Annotated in this window: 21 protein-coding genes and 1 CRISPR repeat array; of the genes, 13 read left to right on the top strand and 8 right to left on the bottom strand. The window is 74.2% G+C overall.

The window, feature by feature from the left end:
* Positions 1 to 20: 20 nt before the first annotated feature.
* Positions 21 to 521, top strand: a complete 501-nt coding sequence (locus tag ACN28G_RS12460; RefSeq protein ID WP_091438940.1) for a DUF2231 domain-containing protein — start codon at positions 21 to 23, stop codon at positions 519 to 521.
* 11 nt (positions 522 to 532) lie between these two features.
* Positions 533 to 1,964: a CRISPR direct-repeat array (repeat unit 29 nt; unit sequence GGGATCACCCCCGCATGCGCGGGGAGCAG).
* Positions 1,965 to 2,562: 598 nt separating this feature from the next.
* Here ACN28G_RS12460 and ACN28G_RS12455 read toward each other — a convergent pair.
* Positions 2,563 to 2,910 (bottom strand): ankyrin repeat domain-containing protein, encoded by a 348-nt coding sequence (locus ACN28G_RS12455; protein ID WP_421480895.1) that lies wholly within the window; start codon positions 2,908 to 2,910, stop codon positions 2,563 to 2,565.
* A 203-nt stretch (positions 2,911 to 3,113) separates the two neighbouring features.
* Between ACN28G_RS12455 and ACN28G_RS12450 the strand changes: the two genes are divergently transcribed.
* The 9 genes from ACN28G_RS12450 (at position 3,114) to ACN28G_RS12410 (ending at position 9,246) form a co-directional block, all read left to right on the top strand.
* Positions 3,114 to 3,575 carry a cysteine dioxygenase gene (locus ACN28G_RS12450; RefSeq protein ID WP_421479162.1) on the top strand — a complete coding sequence of 154 codons (462 nt, stop codon included), beginning with the start codon at positions 3,114 to 3,116 and terminating at the stop codon, positions 3,573 to 3,575.
* Between the two features lie 74 nt (positions 3,576 to 3,649).
* Positions 3,650 to 4,141, top strand: a complete 492-nt coding sequence (locus ACN28G_RS12445; protein WP_091438933.1) for a rhodanese-like domain-containing protein — start codon at positions 3,650 to 3,652, stop codon at positions 4,139 to 4,141.
* A 53-nt stretch (positions 4,142 to 4,194) separates the two neighbouring features.
* Positions 4,195 to 4,746, top strand: coding sequence for a winged helix-turn-helix domain-containing protein (locus ACN28G_RS12440; RefSeq protein ID WP_421479161.1), 552 nt, complete (start codon positions 4,195 to 4,197; stop codon positions 4,744 to 4,746).
* A 315-nt stretch (positions 4,747 to 5,061) separates the two neighbouring features.
* On the top strand, positions 5,062 to 5,667 hold the full coding sequence (locus tag ACN28G_RS12435) for a winged helix-turn-helix domain-containing protein (protein ID WP_421479160.1): 606 nt from the start codon (positions 5,062 to 5,064) through the stop codon (positions 5,665 to 5,667).
* A 77-nt stretch (positions 5,668 to 5,744) separates the two neighbouring features.
* On the top strand, positions 5,745 to 6,383 hold the full coding sequence (locus tag ACN28G_RS12430) for a uridine kinase (RefSeq protein WP_421479159.1): 639 nt from the start codon (positions 5,745 to 5,747) through the stop codon (positions 6,381 to 6,383).
* Between the two features lie 142 nt (positions 6,384 to 6,525).
* On the top strand, positions 6,526 to 6,924 hold the full coding sequence (locus ACN28G_RS12425; RefSeq protein WP_091438928.1) for a TraR/DksA family transcriptional regulator: 399 nt from the start codon (positions 6,526 to 6,528) through the stop codon (positions 6,922 to 6,924).
* A gap of 250 nt (positions 6,925 to 7,174) precedes the next feature.
* Entirely contained in the window at positions 7,175 to 7,603 is a 429-nt protein-coding gene (locus ACN28G_RS12420; RefSeq protein ID WP_091438926.1) for a DUF2267 domain-containing protein, read from the top strand.
* Positions 7,604 to 7,725: 122 nt separating this feature from the next.
* Positions 7,726 to 7,968: a hypothetical protein gene (locus ACN28G_RS12415; RefSeq protein WP_091438925.1), complete on the top strand. Its 243-nt coding sequence runs from the start codon at positions 7,726 to 7,728 to the stop codon at positions 7,966 to 7,968.
* A 9-nt stretch (positions 7,969 to 7,977) separates the two neighbouring features.
* Positions 7,978 to 9,246, top strand: coding sequence for a cupin domain-containing protein (locus tag ACN28G_RS12410; protein ID WP_421479158.1), 1,269 nt, complete (start codon positions 7,978 to 7,980; stop codon positions 9,244 to 9,246).
* 159 nt (positions 9,247 to 9,405) lie between these two features.
* Here the strand turns inward: ACN28G_RS12410 and ACN28G_RS12405 are convergent, their stop codons facing one another.
* From ACN28G_RS12405 to ACN28G_RS12385, 5 genes are all read right to left on the bottom strand, one after another.
* Positions 9,406 to 10,065, bottom strand: a complete 660-nt coding sequence (locus ACN28G_RS12405; RefSeq protein WP_421479157.1) for a hypothetical protein — start codon at positions 10,063 to 10,065, stop codon at positions 9,406 to 9,408.
* On the bottom strand, positions 10,062 to 12,740 hold the full coding sequence (locus tag ACN28G_RS12400) for an FtsK/SpoIIIE domain-containing protein (RefSeq protein WP_421479156.1): 2,679 nt from the start codon (positions 12,738 to 12,740) through the stop codon (positions 10,062 to 10,064). The genes ACN28G_RS12405 and ACN28G_RS12400 overlap by 4 nt, the downstream gene beginning before the upstream one ends.
* On the bottom strand, positions 12,733 to 13,833 hold the full coding sequence (locus tag ACN28G_RS12395; RefSeq protein WP_229688646.1) for a hypothetical protein: 1,101 nt from the start codon (positions 13,831 to 13,833) through the stop codon (positions 12,733 to 12,735). The genes ACN28G_RS12400 and ACN28G_RS12395 overlap by 8 nt, the downstream gene beginning before the upstream one ends.
* Before the next feature lie 10 nt (positions 13,834 to 13,843).
* Complete coding sequence (locus ACN28G_RS12390; protein ID WP_030504016.1) at positions 13,844 to 14,104, bottom strand: hypothetical protein; 261 nt, start codon at positions 14,102 to 14,104, stop codon at positions 13,844 to 13,846.
* Between the two features lie 168 nt (positions 14,105 to 14,272).
* A complete protein-coding gene (locus ACN28G_RS12385) occupies positions 14,273 to 14,653 on the bottom strand; it encodes a hypothetical protein (protein WP_421479155.1) in 381 nt (126 codons plus the stop codon).
* An 87-nt stretch (positions 14,654 to 14,740) separates the two neighbouring features.
* On the opposite strand from ACN28G_RS12385, the gene ACN28G_RS12380 reads away from it, so the two are divergent.
* The 3 genes from ACN28G_RS12380 (at position 14,741) to ACN28G_RS12370 (ending at position 17,920) form a co-directional block, all read left to right on the top strand.
* Positions 14,741 to 17,293, top strand: a complete 2,553-nt coding sequence (locus tag ACN28G_RS12380) for an ATP-dependent Clp protease ATP-binding subunit (protein WP_421479154.1) — start codon at positions 14,741 to 14,743, stop codon at positions 17,291 to 17,293.
* Between the two features lie 112 nt (positions 17,294 to 17,405).
* Positions 17,406 to 17,570: a hypothetical protein gene (locus ACN28G_RS12375; protein WP_175440563.1), complete on the top strand. Its 165-nt coding sequence runs from the start codon at positions 17,406 to 17,408 to the stop codon at positions 17,568 to 17,570.
* Positions 17,570 to 17,920, top strand: a complete 351-nt coding sequence (locus ACN28G_RS12370; RefSeq protein WP_421479153.1) for a DUF3140 domain-containing protein — start codon at positions 17,570 to 17,572, stop codon at positions 17,918 to 17,920. The genes ACN28G_RS12375 and ACN28G_RS12370 overlap by 1 nt, the downstream gene beginning before the upstream one ends.
* Before the next feature lie 114 nt (positions 17,921 to 18,034).
* On the opposite strand, the gene ACN28G_RS12365 is transcribed toward ACN28G_RS12370, so the two are convergent.
* Positions 18,035 to 18,271 carry a hypothetical protein gene (locus ACN28G_RS12365; RefSeq protein ID WP_091438918.1) on the bottom strand — a complete coding sequence of 79 codons (237 nt, stop codon included), beginning with the start codon at positions 18,269 to 18,271 and terminating at the stop codon, positions 18,035 to 18,037.
* Between the two features lie 19 nt (positions 18,272 to 18,290).
* Positions 18,291 to 19,295, bottom strand: a complete 1,005-nt coding sequence (locus tag ACN28G_RS12360; protein WP_091438917.1) for a LysR family transcriptional regulator — start codon at positions 19,293 to 19,295, stop codon at positions 18,291 to 18,293.
* Positions 19,296 to 19,382 lie beyond the last annotated feature (87 nt).

Genomic DNA, 19,382 nt, shown 5'->3' with positions numbered 1-19,382 from the left:
TCCCACCGGGGGAGGCAACGATGGAGAGCCGACTGCGGGTGCACGGTCATCCGATCCAACCGATGCTGGTGACGTTCCCGTTCGGGTTGTTCGTCAGCGCGACCGTCTTCGACCTGGCCGATGTGGCCGGTGGCCCGGCGTTCCTCGGCGAGGTGGGCTACTGGACCACCGTCGCCGCCCTGGTCGCCGCCGCGCTGACGGTGATCGCCGGCATGGTCGACCTCTGGGACGTACCAGGTGACGCGACCCGCCGGACGGCGCTGACCTTCAACCTGGTCAACGCCGCCATGGCCGGGCTGTTCCTGCTCACCTGCCTGATCCGGGCCGCCGCGCCACAGCGGAGCGTCTCGCCGATGCTGCTGGCGGTCGAGGTGGCCGCGCTGGCCGTCGGCGCAGTGGGCGTCTGGTTGGGCTCCCGGCTGGTGCGGCAGTTCGAGTCGGGCCGCGCCGAGCCGACCTCCTTCGACGCCTTCGGCAGCCCCGCCAACGCCACCGTCGAGATCAACATCCGCCGCCTCTGAGCAGCGTCAACGGGACCACCCCCGCCTACGCGGGGAGCACGACGTGCACGACCCGGTGGACGGCAGCGTCGGGGGAACACCCCCACGTACGCGGGGAGCAGATTCACGTGGTCGGCGACGCCAGCTGCGCGACGGGATCACCCCCGAGCGCGCGGGGAGCAGTCCAGGGCGATGGCCACCATCCAGGTCGCCACGGGACCACCCCCGCGTGCGTGGGGAGCAGGACTTGCCGTACCGGCGGCTGGTGTGTGACCCGGGATCACCCCCGCATGCGCGGGGAGCAGTAGGCGTGTTGCGCAATTTCGCGCATTGACAGCGGATCACCCCCGCATGCGCGGGGAGCAGTGACGTTGTCCTCACCCAGCAGGGCCAGGATCGGGATCACCCCCGCATGCGCGGGGAGCAGACACGGCGTGCTTCCCGAAGGGCGATGACAGCCGGATCACCCCCGCATGCGCGGGGAGCAGCGGTTCACGTCATCCCACCGTTCGGCCTGCCCGGGATCACCCCCGCATGCGCGGGGAGCAGCAGGCCCTGCTGGGTCTGTGGGCGCTCGACGGGGGATCACCCCCGCATGCGCGGGGAGCAGGCCCCGGCCCGGGTGACCGAGCCCAAGTTCACGGGATCACCCCCGCATGCGCGGGGAGCAGAACGGCAAGCACCACCGCGCCGACCGGAAGGTGGGATCACCCCCGCATGCGCGGGGAGCAGGTCGCCGCCGCCGCGTCCACCTCGGTCCCCGAGGGATCACCCCCGCATGCGCGGGGAGCAGCTGGGCATCGACCTGGACGAGGTGAAGGCGAAGGGATCACCCCCGCATGCGCGGGGAGCAGTCCCGGCACGACCCGGACGCGGCCGGCCGAACGGGATCACCCCCGCATGCGCGGGGAGCAGTGCACACTGACCGTGGCCAGGTCCCCGACAGAGGGATCACCCCCGCATGCGCGGGGAGCAGGAACGGCACGTCGGTGAGGGCGGCGTACCAGACGGATCACCCCCGCATGCGCGGGGAGCAGCCGGTCCACCGGCCGGTGGTCGGCGGACTGTGCGGATCACCCCCGCATGCGCGGGGAGCAGGCCGTTGCGGTGGACGTTGATGAGCCCGTCGTCGGATCACCCCCGCATGCGCGGGGAGCAGGGCGGATGCCACGACCTGCCCGTTGACGTGCACGGATCACCCCCGCATGCGCGGGGAGCAGCCGAGAAGGGCGGGCCGCGTGAGGGTCCACGACGGATCACCCCCGCATGCGCGGGGAGCAGCCGACCACCCCGACCGAGCCGGACTACTGGCTGGGATCACCCCCGCATGCGCGGGGAGCAGGCACTCAGGTCGTGCAACGGGACGTTGCTGACGGGATCACCCCCGCATGCGCGGGGAGCAGTTCAGCCGGTAGCGGATCTGCGGCGGCTCCGCGGGATCACCCCCGCATGCGCGGGGAGCAGACTTCTTGACCTGGGGCGCTAGAGATCAACTTCCTCGTTTTCGTTCACTTTGGTTCTGAGGATCGCCATGCAGTCCCTCGGGTGTCGGGCAGGTGGGGCGTGCGGGTGGGCTCAGCGTACCGGTGGGCTTTCCGGCACAGCCGACGCCCGGGCGGCGGTCGACTCGCTTGTGGTGTGACCCGAAGAGTTTTGGCCGGCCCGTGGCCTGGCGTACGCGCTTGCCATCCGCGATCTTGCGCCCGTCGCCCCCCGACGGCCCCAGATAAGTGTCCAAGATTCACCTGTAGGTCACGTGTCGGCGGTGATCGGTGCGAGATCTTCGATTAGCACTGCGCGTGGTTCCTGCGCCGCGTACGCGGGGGTGGTCCGGGTCGTTCGGGGAGCAGGGAGACACCGTTCCAGGGTGCCGAAACGTCGCTGACCGTCTGCTGGTGCTCGGCGACGAGTGCTTCCCGGAGTGGGGCTCCACTGGGGAGGAGCTGTTCCGGGATGAAACGTTCGGTGCCGAGGTGCGCCGTAGTGGTGAAGGCGGCTCCGCCGGCCTGGAGTCCGTCGGCCAGGCACCATGCGGCAGCTCGCGACACCCGCCGTGGTGAGGTCAGCCGGCGTGCAGCAGCTCCAGCATCTCGGGCAGGTCGAAGAAGCGTGCGGTGTCGGTGGCCGACGGGGTGCCGTGGTCGGGGTCGGCACCGGCGGCCAGCAGTGCCCGGACCGCCTCGGCGTTCTGGCGGAACACGGCGGCGGCGAGTGCGGTCTGGCCCCGGTCGTTGACCCGGGTGTGGTCCGCGCCGTGGCCCAGCAGGGCCGTCACGGTCTCCGGGTGGGCGTGGTACGCGGCGAGGATCAGCAGCGTGTCGCCCTTGGCGTTGGTCAGGTTCACCGGTAGCCCGGCGTCGACGTGGCCGCTCAGCTCGGCGGTGGCACCGGAGCGGGCCAGGTCGAACATCCGGTGGGCGAAGGCCAGGGTCTCGGCGTCCAGTTCGGCACTCACCCACCCAAGGCTAGTCCGCCGGTGGTGGGCCTGCCGGGCAGCGCCGGAGCACTCGAACGGGTGATCTATGTCCCAGCATTCGGTATTCCCTACTAAGTCTATAGGTTTTGCCAGATAGGCTGTGTCGGTACGCTCCGCTCCGCTCCACGAGGACCGACATGATCAGCATCCGCCAGCTTGACCGCGACCTGCTCGCCACCGCCCGTCGGTACGCCGACGCCCCGCACACCTGGCCCACGCCGGTGTGTTTCGATCCCGTACAGCGGTGGTACCAGCGGCTCGCGGTCGCCGCCGACCACGAGGTGTGGGCGCTGAGCTGGCTGCCCGGTCAGGGCACCGACCTGCACGACCACGGTGGCTCCGCGGGGGCCTTCCTGGTGGTCTCCGGTGTGCTCACCGAGGAGACGGTCAGTCGCGGCGCGCTGCGCCCGCAGCAACTCGTCGCCGGCACCGGTCGGCGGTTCGGTCCCCGGCACGTGCACCAGGTGACCAACCGGGGCGACCAGCCGGCCGTGAGCGTGCACGTCTACCGCCCGGCACTACGCCGGATGACCCGTTACCTCCTCGCCGAGGGACGACTGCGGGTCGCCGAGGTGGCCGAGGCAGGCGTGGCGTGGTGACCAGCCCCGCACCCGTACCCGCGGCCTTCGCACCCGCTGCGGCGTCACACCAGCTGTCAGGAAAGGATCCCCGTATGTCGCAGACCGACGTCTCCCCGACCGCCTGTCCGTCCCCACCCGGATCCCGGGGGATCGACGAGATCCTCGCCGCCGCCCGGGCCCGGCTGCGCCGGCTCGATCCCGAGCAGGCCCACCTGGCCCACCGCGACGGTGCCGTGCTCGTCGACATCCGCCCCGCCGCCCAACGGGCCGCGCACGGCAGCGTGCCGGGCGCGCTGATCGTCGAACGCAACGTACTGGAGTGGCGGTTCGACCCGCGGTCGGCGGCCCGGCTGCCGGGTGTGACCGACTACGACCTGCCGGTGCTGGTCCTCTGTCAGGAGGGCTACACGTCCTCGCTGGCCGCGGCCGCCCTCCAGGACCTCGGCCTGCACCGGGCCACCGACGTGATCGGTGGCTTCATGGCCTGGCGGATCGCCGGGCTGCCCGCGTTCGGTCCCGACCCGATCCACCGTCCCTCACCCGTGGCCTCGCCGGTGACCGCCGGCGCGGCGTACCTACCCTGACCGCCACGCTCCACCGGGCGTGGTCGACGGCACCGCCATCTCCAGGAGGATCCATGTCCGTCGTCGCCATCTCGTCGCGCCCCCACTCGCCGGGACGCCGTTCCGACCGGCCCACGGCGGTGCGGCCGCGGTCCACCTCGACGCTCACCGTCACCGTCGACCTGACCCCCGGGACGGTGAGCCCCCGGCTGGCCCGGCTGATCGAGCTGCTGCAGGAACTGGCGGTGACGGGGGAGGTGACGCCGGTCGGCGCAGCCGCGACCACCCCGCCCGCGCCCCGGCCGCGACCCGCCGAGCACCCCGCCGACCTGCGGATCCTGGTCGGGTGCCGCACCGTCGAGCACGGTGGCCGGATGGTCGCGCTGACCCGCATCGAGTTCGACCTGCTGCTGTTCCTCGCCGAGCACCCCCGCCGGGTCTTCACCCGGCTCCAGCTGCTGTCGAACGTCTGGGGGTACGAGCACGCGGTGGTACGCACCGTGGACGTGCACGTACGGCGGCTGCGGGCGAAGTTCGGCGCCGACACGCCCCTGGTGACCACGGTGCACGGGGTCGGCTACCGGCTCGCCGACGAGGCCCGGATCGGTATCGACCGGGACCAGTGACGCCCGGGGTGCGGGTCGGGCTGGCACGCGGAGGGCGGGTCGGGGCGAGGGCCCCGGCCCGTCCTCCGCTGTCCCCGTGTCCCAGTTGGTGGGTCGGGCGTTCCACGCGTTGGGGACCCCCGGATTTGTTCATGTTGACGACTCTGCTGTAATCATCTGGTCTAGTACGCAGAGCGAGCGCTCGGCTCCGGTGTGTTCGTCAATTGTCACAGTCATGCAACGTAGCCGGCACTTGACCCTCGCGCGAGTGCCGGGAAGCATCGATGCAGCGGCGTCCCGGGCCGTGGGGAGAACTCCGACCAGCCAAGGAGGACCATGTCGGTCAGCCCCGCCTCGTCGCGCGCCGGATGGCACACGTCTCAACCCGTGGTGCCGGGTCGTCCGCCCGGTGGGCAGCGCCGACCGGCAAACACCGCCACAGTGCTCACCGTGACACTGTCCATCCCACTGGCCAACGAAGAGGCCCTGACCGGGCCGGCCCGACGACTGCTCGACGCGGCCCGGGAGCTGGTCGAGCGGGGCGAGTGCACGGTGACCAGCAACGGCGGTGCCGCGGAGCGGCGGGCGGACTCCGTCCCGACCAGCCGGACGGCCGCCCGGCCGCTGACCCCCGCCGTGCCGACCCTGCACATCCTGGCCGCGTCGCGGTCGGTGCTGCGCGACGGTGAGGCGTTGCCGTTGACCCGTCTGGAGTTCGACCTGCTGCTGCACCTGGTCGCCCACCCGCGGCGGGTGTTCACCCGCCTGCAGCTGCTCAACGCCGTCTGGGGCTACGAACACGCCGGGGTGCGTACCGTCGACGTGCACGTCCGCCGGCTGCGCGGCAAGGTCGGGGTGGACGTTCCCCTGGTCACCACGGTCTACGGGGTGGGCTACCGGCTGGCCGACGACGCCTTGGTCACCATCGACCGCACCGGCTGACCCGCCATCGCGTCCGCCGGTCACGACGGAGCGCACCGGCTGACCCGCCACCGCGTCCGCCGGTCACCATGGACGTCATGCGCGTACGCCCGATCTCGCCCGACCGGCTCGTCACCGAACTGGCCGACCGGCTCGCCGACGCGGCCGTACCCGGGCGGTTGCGGGTGGCCGTCGACGGTGCCCCCGCGGCCGGGCCGGACCGGCTCGCCGCCGCCCTGGTCGACCCGTTGCGGGCCCGGGGCCGACCGGTCGCGCACGTGCGGGCCGACGACTACCTGCGCCCGGCGTCGGTACGGCTGGAGTTCGGGCACACCAACGCCGACTCCTACTACGACTCCTGGACCGACGAGGCCGGGTTACGCCGCGAGGTGCTCGATCCGGCCGGGCCGACCGGGTCGGGCCGGCTGCTGCCGGCGCTGCGCGATCCCGGCACCGACCGGGCCGTCCGGGCCACCTACCTGGAGCTGCCAGCCGGCGGGATCGTGCTGGTCAGCGGGGCGCTGCTGCTCGGCGGTGGGCTGCCGTTCGACCGTACCGTGCACCTGGAACTCTCCCCGGCGGCCCTGGCCCGACGCACGCCGCAGCCGCACCGGTGGACCCTGCCCGCCTTCGCCCGGTACGCCGAGGAGGTGGTCCCGTCCGCCTTCGCCGACGTCGTGGTGCGCGTCGACGACCCCCGCAGACCGGCCGTGGTGGAGTCGGAAATTTACGGCTGACCACGGTTTGGCGGAAGGGAGGGCGGGGTAAACGCCGGGCTCAACGGGCGTGGATGATCACCACCGCGCCGCAGACGGACCGTAGCCGGGACCTCGGGTCACGGCCGCCCGGGTGTGCCCGGGGTACGAAAGGCAGGCAGCGATGCTCGTGCACGACACCGTTGGCACGGCCCGGCCGCAGACCGACGTCGACCGGATCCGGCTCTCCCTGCAGGCCCGCTACGACGAACTCTCCGAGGAGTACGACCGGGCGGTGCTGCAGAGCCAGGTGCTGCGGCTGGTCGAGGTCGGCGACACCGCCGGCGACGACCAGGCCGACAGCGGCACCAAGACGGCCGAGCGGGACACCGCGCAGTCGCTGCTGCGCACCATCCTCGACCGGCGGGCCCAGTTCGAGCACGCGCTGGCCCGACTGGACGCGGGCACCTACGGCTTCTGCGAGGGGTGCTCGGTGGCGATCCCGGTAGAGCGGTTGGAGATCTACCCCTCCGCCACCGCCTGTGTCACCTGCAAGCAGAGCCGGGAGCGGCGGGCCGCCTGAGCCCACCGCCGGCGGTGCCGCACCGGTACCGACCGGGACGTCGACCAGGGGGTTGCTCCGATGACGACGCTTCATCACGGGCCGCGACGCCGACGGGCAGAGGTGCTGCGCGTCGTCGGCACGGCACCCAGCGGCCGCCGGGTCTCCCCGGCCGGCCGGTTCAGCCCGACCCGGCAGTGGCGGGGTCCCGCCGGCCCGCCGCGACGTGCCGACGACCGACGGTGGGCCGACGAGCTACGGGGGTGGCGAGATGGCTGAGCAGATGTGGTCGGCGTTCGAGTCGTCGCTGGACAAGACGAACCTGATCCTCAAGGACATCGAGCAGGCCTACGGCTGGCCGAAGGAGCAACGCAACCAGTCGTACGCGGCGTTGCGGACGGTGCTGCACCTGCTGCGGGACCGGATGCCGGTGCCGGAGAGCGCCGAGTTCGCGGCCCAACTGCCGGTGCTGCTGCGCGGGATCTACTTCGACGGGTGGCAGCCGGAGAACGTGCCGATCAAACTCAACCGCGACGACTTCCTGTACGAGGTGCGGCAGGGCTTCCCCTACGACGTCGCCGGTGGCGCCGAACGGGTCGTGCAGGTGGTGCTGGAGTCCCTGCGGCGGCACGTCACCCAGGGCGAGTGGGAGGACGTCAGGGCCACCATGCCGCAGGACCTGCTGCAGCTGATGCCCTGACCCCGGTGCCCGGAACGGGGCCGTGTCGGCCCACCGGACGTCTAACGTGTGGGGGTTAGAAGATCGCGGGTGGGGTACCACCCGTCACACGACAGACCCCCGACAGATCCGAGGGAGCACCGATGGCACTGAACGACGACGACATCACGACCCGTACCGGTGGCGGCCCGGAGGGTCCGGCCGACGGTGGGGCGACCCCGGGTCAGCAGGACGGTGGCGCCGATGGCGGTGCCGAGGGCCCGGCCGACGGTGGCGCGACCCCGGGTCAGCAGGACGGTGGCGCGGACGGTGGTGCCGAGGGCCCGGCCGACGGTGGCGCGACCCCGGGGCACCAGGACGGTGGCGCCGACGGCAGCGCCCGGTAAGCGACCGCCGTGTCGATCATCGACCCGCCGGGTGGCCACGGCCGCCCGGCGGTTTCGTCCGCCGCCAGCGCCGCGCTGGCCCGCTGCGTGGCCGTCGAGCCGGCCAAGTTCGCCACCGCGCACTGGGGACGCGGCCCGCTGCTGTCCCGCGCCGCCGAGCTGCCCAACCGCCACGGCTTCACCGACCTGTTCAGCCCCGCCGACGCCGACGAGCTGCTGAGCCGGCGCGGTCTGCGTACCCCGTTCCTGCGGGTGGCCACCGACGGCCAGCTCGTCGCGGCGGGCCGCTACACCGGCGGCGGTGGCGCGGGCGCCGAGATCGGCGACCAGGTGGTCGACGACAAGGTCCTGCAGCTGTACGCCGAGGGCGCCACCCTGGTCCTACAGGGTCTGCACCGCACCTGGCCGGCGCTCATCGACTTCGCCGGCGAACTGGGGGCCGCCCTCGCCCAGCCGTTGCAGGTGAACGCCTACCTGACCCCGCCCGGCAGCCAGGGCTTCGCCACCCACTACGACACCCACGACGTCTTCGTGCTCCAGGTCGACGGCCGTAAGCACTGGCGGATCCACCCGCCGGTGCTGCCCGACCCGCTGGAGCGGCAGCCGTGGGGCGGCCGGGCCGACGAGGTCTCCGCCACCGCGCAGGGCCCCGCCGCGCTCGACGTGGTCCTCGAACCGGGCGACGCGCTCTACCTGCCGCGTGGCTGGCTGCACAGCGCCCAGGCGCAGGAGGCCAGTTCGCTGCACCTGACCGTCGGCATCCGCGCGTTGACCAGGTACGCCCTCGTCGAGGAGCTGCTCGCGCTCGCCGCCGACGACGCGCGGTTGCGCGCCGGGCTGCCCTTCGGCGTCGACCTGGCCGACGCCGAGGCGATCGAGCCGGAGCTGACCGAGACCGTCGAGGCGCTGCGCGACTGGCTGCAGCGGGCCGATCCGGCGGCCGTCGCCGGGCGGCTGCGCGACCGGCTCTGGCCGGCCAGCCGGCCCGCGCCGATCCGTCCGTTGGCCCAGGCCGCCGCGCTGGGCGCGCTCACCGTGGACAGCGTGGTCACCGTCCGGCCGGGGCTGCGCTGGCAGCTGACCGACCAGGACGCCGAGCGGTTCAGCCTGCGGCTGGTCGACCGGACCCTCACCCTGCCGGCGGCGTGTGCGCCGGCGGTACGCGCCCTGCTCACCGGTGCGGCGACCCGGGTGGGTGACCTGCCCGGCCTGGACGACGCCGACCGGCTGGTGCTCACCCGCCGCCTGCTCCGCGAGGCCATCGCGGTACCGGCCTGACGGTCCGCCCGGTGGGCCCTGCGGTACCGGCCTGACGGTCCGCCCGGTGGGCCCTGCGGTACCGGCCTGACGGTCCGCCCGGTGGGCCCTGCGGTAACCGGCCCGACCACACGTCGCGCGCTGCCTGTCGGGCCCGCGGTACCGGCGCGGCAGGCGGCGTCAGCGGCCGAGGGCCAGCAGCAGGGCGGTGCCGGCCAGGCCGGCGACCACCACCACCGCCATCGGGCGCGGGCCGAACACCGCGTGCCGGCGGTCCGCCAGCCGCTTGGCCGGCACCAGCCCGATCAGCGGGCCGAGCAGGGTCACCACCAGGGCCAGCACCGGCAGACCCACCGCCAGGTCCCCGCCGTAGCTGACGCCGAGCTGCCGGGCGCCGAGCCCGAGGGCGTACGCCAGCACCGCGCCGAACAGCCCGCAGAGCACCAGCAGCGGGTTGGCCGAGCTGGGCAGCTCACCCGGCTGTCCCACCCGCCCCAGCAGTTCCCGCACGCCCTGCACCAGGTGCAGCGGATCGCCGGTGGCGTCCAGGGCCGGGCCGGGCGGGCCGCCCAGTCCCCGGCCGCCGAGCCGGTCGCGCAGCTGCTGCCACAGGTGGGCCGCCTCGGCGTCGACCCGTTCCAGCTCCTCCCGCGCCGCCGCGACCTCCGCCTCGGCCCGCCGGACCTGGTCGGTGGCCTCGCTGACGGCCCGTTGCGCCGCCGCGCACTGCTGGTCGTACCAGTCCTGGGCCTCGGCCCGCTGGGCCTGCACCCGCGCGGTCAACTCGGCCAGCCGGCGGACCTGGGCGGAGTAGGTCGGGCTGGCGTCGGGTTGGCTCATCGGGCCGGTCCGTAGGGGATGACGACCTGCCCGGTGCGGTGCACCGACCGGTCGAAGAACAGCCCCCGCCAGGGGCGGGGATACCAGTCCGGGCCGCCGGTGCCCGGGTAGAGCGACGAACTCAGCTCACCGCCCTGCACGTCCAAAGCGACCCAGGCGCCGATCTGGTCGGTGCGGGCGGCCGGCCCGCCGAGGTCGACCCGCATCCGGGCCACCCCGCGCCACCAGGCCAACACGTGGGTACGCCGTTCCGGGCCGTCGTGCAGGATCCGCCGCAACTGCTCCAACCCGCTGCGTCGACCCGCCGGCCCGGCCAGCTGACCGGCGGCGGCGTCCACGGCGAACAGCAGCAGGTAGTGCGGGACGCTCGGGGTGCCGGCCCGACCCAGCCCCTCGGCGGTCTCGGCCATCAGCTCCGGCACCGTCTCCTCGTCGTACCAGGCCGCGTCGTCGGCCAACTCCTCGTACAGCGCGCGGGCGGCCGGGTCGGCGTCCGGGTCGAGGCAGGCGATGGAGAACCGGGCGGTGCCCGGGGCGTGCTGGCGGGCCAGGGAGCGGGCGGCGGCGTCCAGCACCGCGCAGGCCTCGTCCACCCGCGTGCCGAGCACGGCCAGGTTACGCCCCGGGGCGCGGGGCAGCCGCAGCACCGCCGAACGGGCCTGCACGTCGATGATCTCGCCGAGCAGGGCGACCGGTGCCCGCCGGTCCGTCCCGTCGGCGCGCAGCGCCCGGAAGTCCGGCGCCTCGGCCAGCCGGGGGATCGCGTCACCGTCGAAGAGCCGGGCCGGGGCGGCGTCCGGTGGGCGCATCCGCCACAGCCGGTGCTGCAGTTCGCTCCAGCTCTCCCAGTCGCTGGCCGAGGGGATCCGGGCCACCTGGTTGCCCTCGGCCATGCCCGACTCGGCATTGACCACCGCGTGGTGGCGGGGCAGCGACTGGGCCGCGTCGTTGCGTTCGGCCAGGATCCGCAGCGCCTTCGGCAGGGCGATGCGGAGCGTGAACTGGGCCACCAGGGCCGGGCGTCCCCAGAGCGCCTCGATGCCGCGGACGTCCTGGCTGGCCAGCACCAGGTGGATGCCCTGCGACCGGCCCCGCCGGGCCAGGTCCTCCAGCAGGTCGGCGGCCTCCCGGGCCACCACGTCCCGGCCGGCCAGCAGCATCTGGAACTCGTCGACCACCGCGACGATCCGGGGCCACCGGCCGGTCGGGTCCACCGCGCGCAACTCGGCCAGCTTGGTGACCTCGTGTTTCTTGGCGGCGTCGGCCCGGCGGCGCAGCTCCTCGGCGAGGAACCGCAGCAGGGCCAGCCCGAACTCCCGGTCGGTGTTGACGTTGATCCCGACCAGCCGCATGTGCGGCAGCCAGCTCGGGTCCCGGCGGCCCTGGGCGAACCGGGCGAAGGACACCCCCTCCTTGAAGTCCAGCAGGTAGAACTCCAGCTGGTCGGGGGAGTAACGGGCGGCCAGGGCACCGATCCAGGCGAAGATCAGGTTGGTCTTGCCGGTGCCCGACGGCCCGCCGATGAGCGCGTGCGGCGGATAGTCGCCGAGGGTGAGCTGCACCTGCCGGCCGGTGGCCGCCGACCCGATCGGGGCGGTCAGCCCGGTGGCGGAGTCGTCCTGCCACATCTGCTCCACCGGCGGCAGCAGCTCGGCGAAGGGCGCCGGGGCCGGGCCGGCGTTGACCGTGGCGGCCAGCGTCCGGCAGGTCTCGGTGACCAGGGGAGCGGGCGGGGGTGGGTCCAGCCGGGCGGCCAGTCCGGGCGGCCCGCCGATGCGGGCACCGTCGTGCCCCACCACGATCCGGGTCACCGTCGGGTGCTCCGGCAGCGGCACCCCGCGCACCACCAGATGCACCCCGCAGGCCGTGCCGGTGCGCACCACCCGGTCGAGTTGGCCGCGTTCGTGGCGGTTCAGCTCGTCCCCGCCGAGCAGCACCGCCACCCGCCACGGCTCCGGCCGTCGGCCGGTCGCCGCGGCCAGCTCCCGCAGCGATCCGTACTCGCCGGCCAGCACCGTCTCGTTGATCCGGCGGATCTGTTCGACCAGGTCGTCCAGGAGCCGCCCGAGCCCACCGGGCCCGACGAAGGTCAGCAGCCCGGCGGCGGTCAGCGGGGCGAACCCGGCCAGCCCGCCGCCGAGGTGCTCGGGGTCGTACCCGATCAGCCGGACCGCCCCGGGGTCGGTGCGGCCGAGGCTGCGTAGCAGCAGCGCCGGCACCACCGCCTCGTCACCGGCCAGGTCGGCGCCGGAGAGGTGCACGTGTCCGGCGTCCAGCAGCGGCACCAGCGCGGGCACCGGCACCGTGCCGGGGATCCGCAGCGTGCCGACGCGTACCGCACCCGGGGGCTCGGCCGGCCCGCTCGGTGTCGGCTGCCACCCCGACCAGTCCGCCGAGGCCGCGCCGGGGGCCTCCCGCCGGGCGGCCTCGGCGGCCCGCTCGGCCAGGTCGGCGATCCGGGCCTGCTGCCCGGTGTCGAGTTGGGCCAGTCGCCGGTCCCGCTCGGCACCTACCCGTTCGGGTACGGCGGCGGCGGCCCGGCGTACCTTGGTCAGCCGTTGCTGGCCGGCGGTCAGCTCGGCGTCGGCGGCGGCCAGCCGGGCCCGGGTGGCGCCCAGCGCGTCGGAGAGCATGCCGCGCACCCGGGTCACCAGTTGGGCGCGACGGTCAGCCATCGGCTCTCCCGGGACGGGCCGGGCCGTCGCCGCGCCGGGGCGCGGTGCCGCCGCGCGGGACCGGGCCGGCCGGTCCGCCGGGGCCGGTCCGTGGGGTCGGGCCGGTGGTCCTGCGCGGGGTGGACCCGCCGGAGCCGGTACCCGGTCGGGGTCGAGGGTCGCGTGGCGGTGGCGCACCGCCGTCCCGGGTGGACCGCTGCCCGTCCGGGGTGGACCCGTCGGCGGCCCCGGGGCGCTGCGGGGAACCGGAGGACTCCGGTGGCAGGTCCCGGCCGAGCCGGTCCAGCAGGACCCCGGCCAGCACCCCGGAGGTCACCGCCGAGTCGGCGGCGTGCGGCTGCTCACCGCCTCGGGGCGGCGGCATCCGGCAGACCCGGCTGAGCAGGGTCTCCAGCACCGGCGGGGGCAGGTTGGGCAGCAGGTCCCGGACCCGGCCGTCGAGCTGGCTGCGTAGCCGGGGCAGGTCCTCGGCACGGGGCGGGTGGCCGAGCAGCTCCCCGGCCAGCTCGCGCAGCAGGGGCGGGGCCAGCGCGGCCAGGCCGAGACCGACGTCGGCGTGGGCGCGGCACAGCTCGGCGCGTACCCGGTCGCGGTCGCCGGAGCGGACCCCGCCGGTCACCCGGCGCAGCAGCTCCCGGGCGTCGCCGATCTGCGCGTCCGGCTCACCGGTCGGCGCGGTGGTGCCGCCGGTCAGCTCGGTCACCCGCACCGCCCACCAGCGGCGCACCGTCGGGTCGGCGGCCTGCTGCGGGCCCTCGCCGGCGGCCGGGGGCGCATCGTCGCGGGGCTGGTCGTGCTTCGGTTGACGCTGCTGCGGGCGCGGCGCCGGCGCGCCGTCGGCGGTCAGGCCCAGCGTGGTCAGGTACGCCGCCAACTGCTCCTGGGCCACCCGCAGCGCGTATCCGGCGGTCTCGGCGTGCTCGGTGGCCGCGGAGAGCTCCGGCACCCCCATCGGGTTCGCCGACTCCTGCCGCACCCAGCGCAGCCGCTCGGCGGCCTGCCCGAACTTCTCCAAGGCCTGCGCCAGCAGGCCGAGCGGCAGGTCCTCGGCGGCGGCCCGCACCTGCGCGCCGATGTCCTCGACGATGGACACGACCCGCCTCTCAGAGCGTCGCTACGTAGAGCTGAGCCTGCTCCACCGCGACGAGGGTGGCGGCGAGGCACTCCTCCAACTCCTGGCTGGCCTGCGTCAACGAGGCCTGCGCGGCCTCCACTGTCTCGTGCCCACTGCCCTCCAGCGCGCCGGCCAGGGTCTGCTGCGCCTCGGCCAGCTTCTCGCCGGCCGCCTGCACGGCGGTCTGGCCGTCGCCGATCTGTTGGAGGGCGACATCGATGGCTGCCTTCAGCTCGGCGACGCTCGCCACTGTGGAACCTCCTGGGGGCGGGGAGGCCTCCATTACAGCCTATCCCGGTCGGTGAGAGAACATCCGCCCTGTCGGTGTTCCTGCCCGCGTGTCCGGTTGGCTGGCCGGCCCGGGAGTCCCGTTCGCGCCAGTCCCGTCTACCGCGCATCGCACCGCAGCGGCCCACGCTCAGTCGCCGCGCAGCCAGCGGGGCCCGTACACCTCGGCACCCAGGGCCCGGACCCGCTGCCGTAACTCACGGTCGGCGGTGACGACCAGCCGGCGACGTCCCGCGGCGGCGTCGACCAGCGCCACCACGGCGTCGTCCCCCGAGGCCTCGGCGGCCACCACCCGGACCTCCGCGCGGCCCTGCACACCCCGGGCCGCGCCCTCCACCACCAGCACCACCTCGGCCGGTGGTGCCAGCTCGGGTGGGCGGCCCCGCTCGGCCAGCGGGGCCAACGCGTCGCGGAGCCGGGCGGTGGCCCCGGCCCGGTCCCGCCACCACCCGTCGGGGCGTGAACCCACCACGTTGGCGGCGTCCACGATCAGCAACGGTGTCTCGGTCATCCCCGCAGCCTGCCATCTGGGGGCGTTTGCCGGCCCGAGTGACGGGTAGCCCAGCGCGTCGACCCTGCCCGAACCCGGAGGACGCGCATGTTGGGACCCGATGACTTCGGCGCCGATCCGTGGGACGAGTTCCTGGCCCGGTACTTCGGCCGGGGTGAGGGCGGGCGCCGGCCGGCGCACCGGGTCGACATCACCCGGCTGATGACCGCCGACGCCCGGGAACTGCTGGCCGACGCGGCGCGCCGGGCCGCCCAGCGGCAGAGCACCGACCTGGACACCGACCACCTGCTCTGGGCGGCGCTGCAACGCGAGCCCCTGCGGGACCTGGTCCGGCGGGCCGGGGCCGACCCGGACGCCCTGGTCAACGCCCTCGGTGGGCGCGCGGACGGCGCACCGGCGGGCGAGGTGCCGCCGAACCTGTCGCTCACCCCGGCGGCGAAGCGGGCGTTGCTCGACGCCCACCAGCTCTCCCGGGCGATGGGCGCGAACTACATCGGCCCGGAGCACATTCTGATGGCCCTGCCGCTCAACCCGGAGTCACCGGCCGGGCGGATGCTGTCGGCCGGGCGGATCCAACCCGAGTCGTTGCAGGCGGCCAACGCCGAACGTGGGCCGATGCCCGGCCCGAAACCGGACCGCGGGACCCCCACCCTCGACCAGTACGGTCAGGACCTCACCGACCTGGCCCGCAACGACCAGATCGACCCGGTGATCGGGCGCGCCGACGAGATCGAACAGGCCGTGGAGATCCTGTCCCGGCGGACCAAGAACAACCCGGTGCTGATCGGCGAGGCCGGGGTCGGCAAGACCGCGATCGTGGAGGGGCTGGCCGAGCGGATCTGCGACGGCGACGTGCCGCAGACCCTGCTCGGCAAGCGGGTGATCCAACTGGACCTGGCCGGCCTGGTCGCCGGCACCCGGTACCGGGGTGACTTCGAGGAACGCCTCAAGAAGGTGATCGACGAGATCCGCGCCCACCGGGAGGAGCTGATCATCTTCCTGGACGAGATCCACACCCTGGTCGGCGCGGGCGGCGCCGGCAGCGAGGGCGGGATGGACGCCTCCAACATGCTCAAACCGGCGCTGGCCCGGGGCGAGCTGCGGGTGATCGGCGCGACCACGCTTGACGAGTACCGCCGCACCATCGAGAAGGACGCCGCGCTGGCCCGCCGGTTCCAGCCGGTGCTGGTGCCCGAGCCCGGCGTCGACGACACGGTGGCGATCCTGCGTGGCCTGCGCGACCGCTACGAGGCCCACCACCAGGTCCGCTTCACCGACGAGGCGCTGGTCGCCGCGGCCGAACTCGCCGACCGGTACGTCACCGACCGCTTCCTGCCGGACAAGGCCATCGACCTGATCGACCAGACCGGGGCCCGGGTCCGGCTGCGCACCCGGACCCCCGCCTCGGACGTGCGGGAGCTGGAACAACAACTCGACGAGGTACGCCGGGAGAAGGAACAGGCAGTCGCCGACGAGCAGTACGAGCGCGCGTCGACACTGCGTGACCGGCTGGCCGAGGTTGAGGAGCGGATCCGGCGGGCCCGGGGCGAGGGGGACTCCCCGCAGGTGCCGCAGGTGGGCCCGGCGGAGATCGCCGAGGTGGTCTCCCGGGCCACCGGAATCCCGGTCGCCCAGCTCACCGAGGAGGAACGGGACCGGCTGCTGCGACTGGAGGGGCAGCTGCACGAGAAGGTGGTCGGTCAGGACGACGCCGTCGGCGCGGTCGCCGAGGCGGTCCGCCGCTCGCGGGCCGGGCTGGCCGACCCGAACCGGCCGATGGGCAGCTTCCTCTTCCTCGGCCCGACCGGCGTGGGCAAGACCGAGTTGGCGCGGGCCCTGGCCGAGGCGCTCTTCGGTGAGGCCGACCGGATGGTCCGGGTGGACATGAGCGAGTTCCAGGAACGGCACACCATCAGCCGGCTGGTCGGCGCCCCACCCGGCTACGTCGGGTACGAGGAGGCCGGGCAGCTCACCGAGGCGGTGCGCCGTCGCCCGTACGCGGTGGTGCTGCTCGACGAGATCGAGAAGGCCCACCCGGACGTGTTCAACATCCTGCTCCAGGTGCTCGACGACGGCCGGCTCACCGACAGCCAGGGCCGTACGGTGAACTTCAAGAACACCGTACTGATCATGACGAGCAACCTGGGTTCGGAGCTGATCACCGGCAGCCAGCGGCCGGTCGGGTTCGGCGCCGGCGAGCCGGGCAGCAGCCAGGAGTCCGACGAGCTGCGCGAGCGGCTGATGCGCCGGCTGCAGGAGAACTTCCGGCCGGAGTTCCTCAACCGCGTCGACGAGGTGATCATCTTCCGGCGGCTGGAGGCCGAGCAGCTGCGCCAGATCACCGGGCTGCTGCTGGAGGAGACCCGGCGTCGGCTGCACGCCCAGGACATCACCATCGAGATCACCACCGCCGGGGTGGACTGGCTGGCCGAGCACGGCTACCAGCCGGAGTTCGGCGCCCGGCCGCTGCGTCGGGTGATCCAACGCGAGTTGGACAACCGGCTGTCCCGGATGCTGCTCGAAGGCGCGATGTCACCGGGGCAGCGGGTGGTCGTCGACGCCCGCGACGGCGCGCTGCAGGTCGAGGTCAACGCCGGGACCGGTACCCATCGGGCCGGCGTCTCGACCCATCCCCGGTGACCACCGTCGGCCGGCGGCCGACCGTCCGCCGCGACCGCCCGGGACGCGCCGGCCGACCGCGCCGCCGGGGTCCGACCGCCACCGGACGTCGCCCAGGACCCGGAGGAATCCGATGACCGAGCCCGAGCAGGTGCCCGACGAGGCCGAACCGGCCGATCCGATCGAGGCCCCACCGACCGCGAACCCGTCCCGGGTACGGGTGCCACCGGAGGGCCTGGGCAGTGACACCGACACCGGTGCCCCGGTCTCCGGGGCCCCACCCGTCAAGGAGGCATGATGGCCCGCGAGCAGCGCGTCGACGCCGAGGTGGAGACGCTCTGGGCGGACTTCCACGCCCAGGTCAACGTCCCGTCCGAACAGCTGCGCAGCTGGCTGCTGACCCGTGGCTCGGGGGAGGAGTCCTTCGGGCCCGACCCGGACCTGGACCTGCCCGAGCCGGGCCGGCAGATCCTCGCCGTGCTGCGCAAACGCAAGGTCGACCTCACCCCGGCCGACATCCAGGTGATGCGGGAGGCCGTCGAGCGGATCGAGGGCCTGCTCGACGAACGGCCGGCCGCCGGCAACGCCGAGGATCGGTGGCGGCACGCGCTGCTCGACCTCGGCCACGACCCGCTCGCCGACCGCTGAGGCCCGCTGCGCGCCGGGGTCCGGGGCGCGCTGAGGCCGCTGCGGGCCGCAGCGTGCGGGGGCCGGTGCGCGCGGCGGCCGGCGCGTGCCGGCCGGCACCGGCGCGCCGGTGGGTCAGCTCTGGTCGAGGCTGGGCAGCATCAGCCCGGCGGCGTCCGCGGCGGCCTGACGTTCCACCCGCAGCAGCTCCTCCCGGGCCAGCAGGGCGGCGTACTCGGCGACGTCGGCCGCGCCGGGCGTGCCGGGCAGTCGTCGCACGAAGGCCTCCACGTCCCGGGAGGCGGCCGTGTGCGCCGCGGCGGTGCGGCGCACGTCTTCCCGCTCGTCGGCGGGCGGGTACAGGTCGGTCATGGTCGCTGGTTACCCGTCGTCACGCCGTTCGCACCCCGGTGCCGGGGATCGGCGGGACGGGCGCGGGCAGTCGTACCCCGAACTCGGGGTTGCGGGTCAACCAGGCCTGGTAGTCCGGGTGCGCGGCCAACGAGTCGGTGTACGAGGCCACCGCCGCCTCCAACACCAGGTCGGCCACGTCGGCCGCCGGGGAGTCCGGGTGCCACCCCAGCATCAACCGCCAGCGCAGCGGCGAACCGGCCAGCCGGCGGGTCACCAGCCCGGCCACCGGCCGGAAGGTGGCCTGGCACAACGCCACCGCCACACCGGCCTCGACCAGGTCGAAGCCGGCCCGGATGTCGGTCTCGAAGACCTTGCGGGGGGTGAAGCCGGCCCGGGCGCAGGCGGCGGCGAAACAGTCACCGAAGCAACCGTCGCCCGGTGCCGCCACCCACTGCTCCCGGCCCAGGTCCACCAGGCCCACCTCGTCCCGCCCGGCCATCGGATGTCGCTCGGGCAGCAGCACCCCCACCGGGTCGACGGCGACCTCCCGCCAACCCAGCCCGGACTCCGTCGGCGGGGTCGAGTCGCCGCAGACCCCGGCCAGCGCGAAGTCGAGCCGACCGCCGGCCACCAGCTGGGCCAGCTCGTCGACCGACCAGGACGCGTACGTGGTGATCTGCGCCTGGGGCTGCTCGGCGGCGAGCCGGTGCACCAGTCGGCCCAGGATGGGGCTGTTGACCCCGCCGAAGCGGTACCGCCGTGGCGCGTCGACCGCACCGGCCAGCCGCGCCGCCTCGTCCTGCAGACCCTTCATCGCCGGCAGCAGCACCCGGGCCCGGGCCAGCACCAGTTCGCCCAGCGCGGTCGGCCGGGCGCCCCGCCGGTCCCGCTCGAACAACGGCCCGCCCAGCGTCCGTTCGATGCGCTGGAGCTGGGCGGTGAGAGCGGGTTGGGCAAGACCGAGAGTGGAGGCCGCCTTGGTCACGCTCCCCGTCTCCGCGATCGCGCAGACCACCTTCAGGTGACGCAACTCCAGATTCATAACCGTGACGGTATGACCATGACGGACTGGCCGAAAGTCCTGAAACGGACCGGAAACCAAGCAGTGACCTGCAGAACGTGCACGAAC

This window comes from Micromonospora sp. WMMA1923, assembly GCF_049179195.1.
Taxonomy (GTDB): domain Bacteria; phylum Actinomycetota; class Actinomycetes; order Mycobacteriales; family Micromonosporaceae; genus Micromonospora; species Micromonospora yangpuensis.
Note: the sequence above shows the minus strand (reverse complement) of the source record. Positions and strands in the feature narration are given on the sequence as shown.

Coding starts and splice junctions, on each gene's coding strand:
- ACN28G_RS12460 (WP_091438940.1), top strand. CDS start 21: ATGGAGAGCCGACTGCGGGTGCACGGTCATCCGATCCAACCGATGCTG.
- ACN28G_RS12455 (WP_421480895.1), bottom strand. CDS start 2,910: ATGTTCGACCTGGCCCGCTCCGGTGCCACCGCCGAGCTGAGCGGCCAC.
- ACN28G_RS12450 (WP_421479162.1), top strand. CDS start 3,114: ATGATCAGCATCCGCCAGCTTGACCGCGACCTGCTCGCCACCGCCCGT.
- ACN28G_RS12445 (WP_091438933.1), top strand. CDS start 3,650: ATGTCGCAGACCGACGTCTCCCCGACCGCCTGTCCGTCCCCACCCGGA.
- ACN28G_RS12440 (WP_421479161.1), top strand. CDS start 4,195: ATGTCCGTCGTCGCCATCTCGTCGCGCCCCCACTCGCCGGGACGCCGT.
- ACN28G_RS12435 (WP_421479160.1), top strand. CDS start 5,062: ATGTCGGTCAGCCCCGCCTCGTCGCGCGCCGGATGGCACACGTCTCAA.
- ACN28G_RS12430 (WP_421479159.1), top strand. CDS start 5,745: ATGCGCGTACGCCCGATCTCGCCCGACCGGCTCGTCACCGAACTGGCC.
- ACN28G_RS12425 (WP_091438928.1), top strand. CDS start 6,526: ATGCTCGTGCACGACACCGTTGGCACGGCCCGGCCGCAGACCGACGTC.
- ACN28G_RS12420 (WP_091438926.1), top strand. CDS start 7,175: ATGGCTGAGCAGATGTGGTCGGCGTTCGAGTCGTCGCTGGACAAGACG.
- ACN28G_RS12415 (WP_091438925.1), top strand. CDS start 7,726: ATGGCACTGAACGACGACGACATCACGACCCGTACCGGTGGCGGCCCG.
- ACN28G_RS12405 (WP_421479157.1), bottom strand. CDS start 10,065: ATGAGCCAACCCGACGCCAGCCCGACCTACTCCGCCCAGGTCCGCCGG.
- ACN28G_RS12400 (WP_421479156.1), bottom strand. CDS start 12,740: ATGGCTGACCGTCGCGCCCAACTGGTGACCCGGGTGCGCGGCATGCTC.
- ACN28G_RS12385 (WP_421479155.1), bottom strand. CDS start 14,653: ATGACCGAGACACCGTTGCTGATCGTGGACGCCGCCAACGTGGTGGGT.
- ACN28G_RS12380 (WP_421479154.1), top strand. CDS start 14,741: ATGTTGGGACCCGATGACTTCGGCGCCGATCCGTGGGACGAGTTCCTG.
- ACN28G_RS12375 (WP_175440563.1), top strand. CDS start 17,406: ATGACCGAGCCCGAGCAGGTGCCCGACGAGGCCGAACCGGCCGATCCG.
- ACN28G_RS12370 (WP_421479153.1), top strand. CDS start 17,570: ATGGCCCGCGAGCAGCGCGTCGACGCCGAGGTGGAGACGCTCTGGGCG.
- ACN28G_RS12365 (WP_091438918.1), bottom strand. CDS start 18,271: ATGACCGACCTGTACCCGCCCGCCGACGAGCGGGAAGACGTGCGCCGC.
- ACN28G_RS12360 (WP_091438917.1), bottom strand. CDS start 19,295: ATGAATCTGGAGTTGCGTCACCTGAAGGTGGTCTGCGCGATCGCGGAG.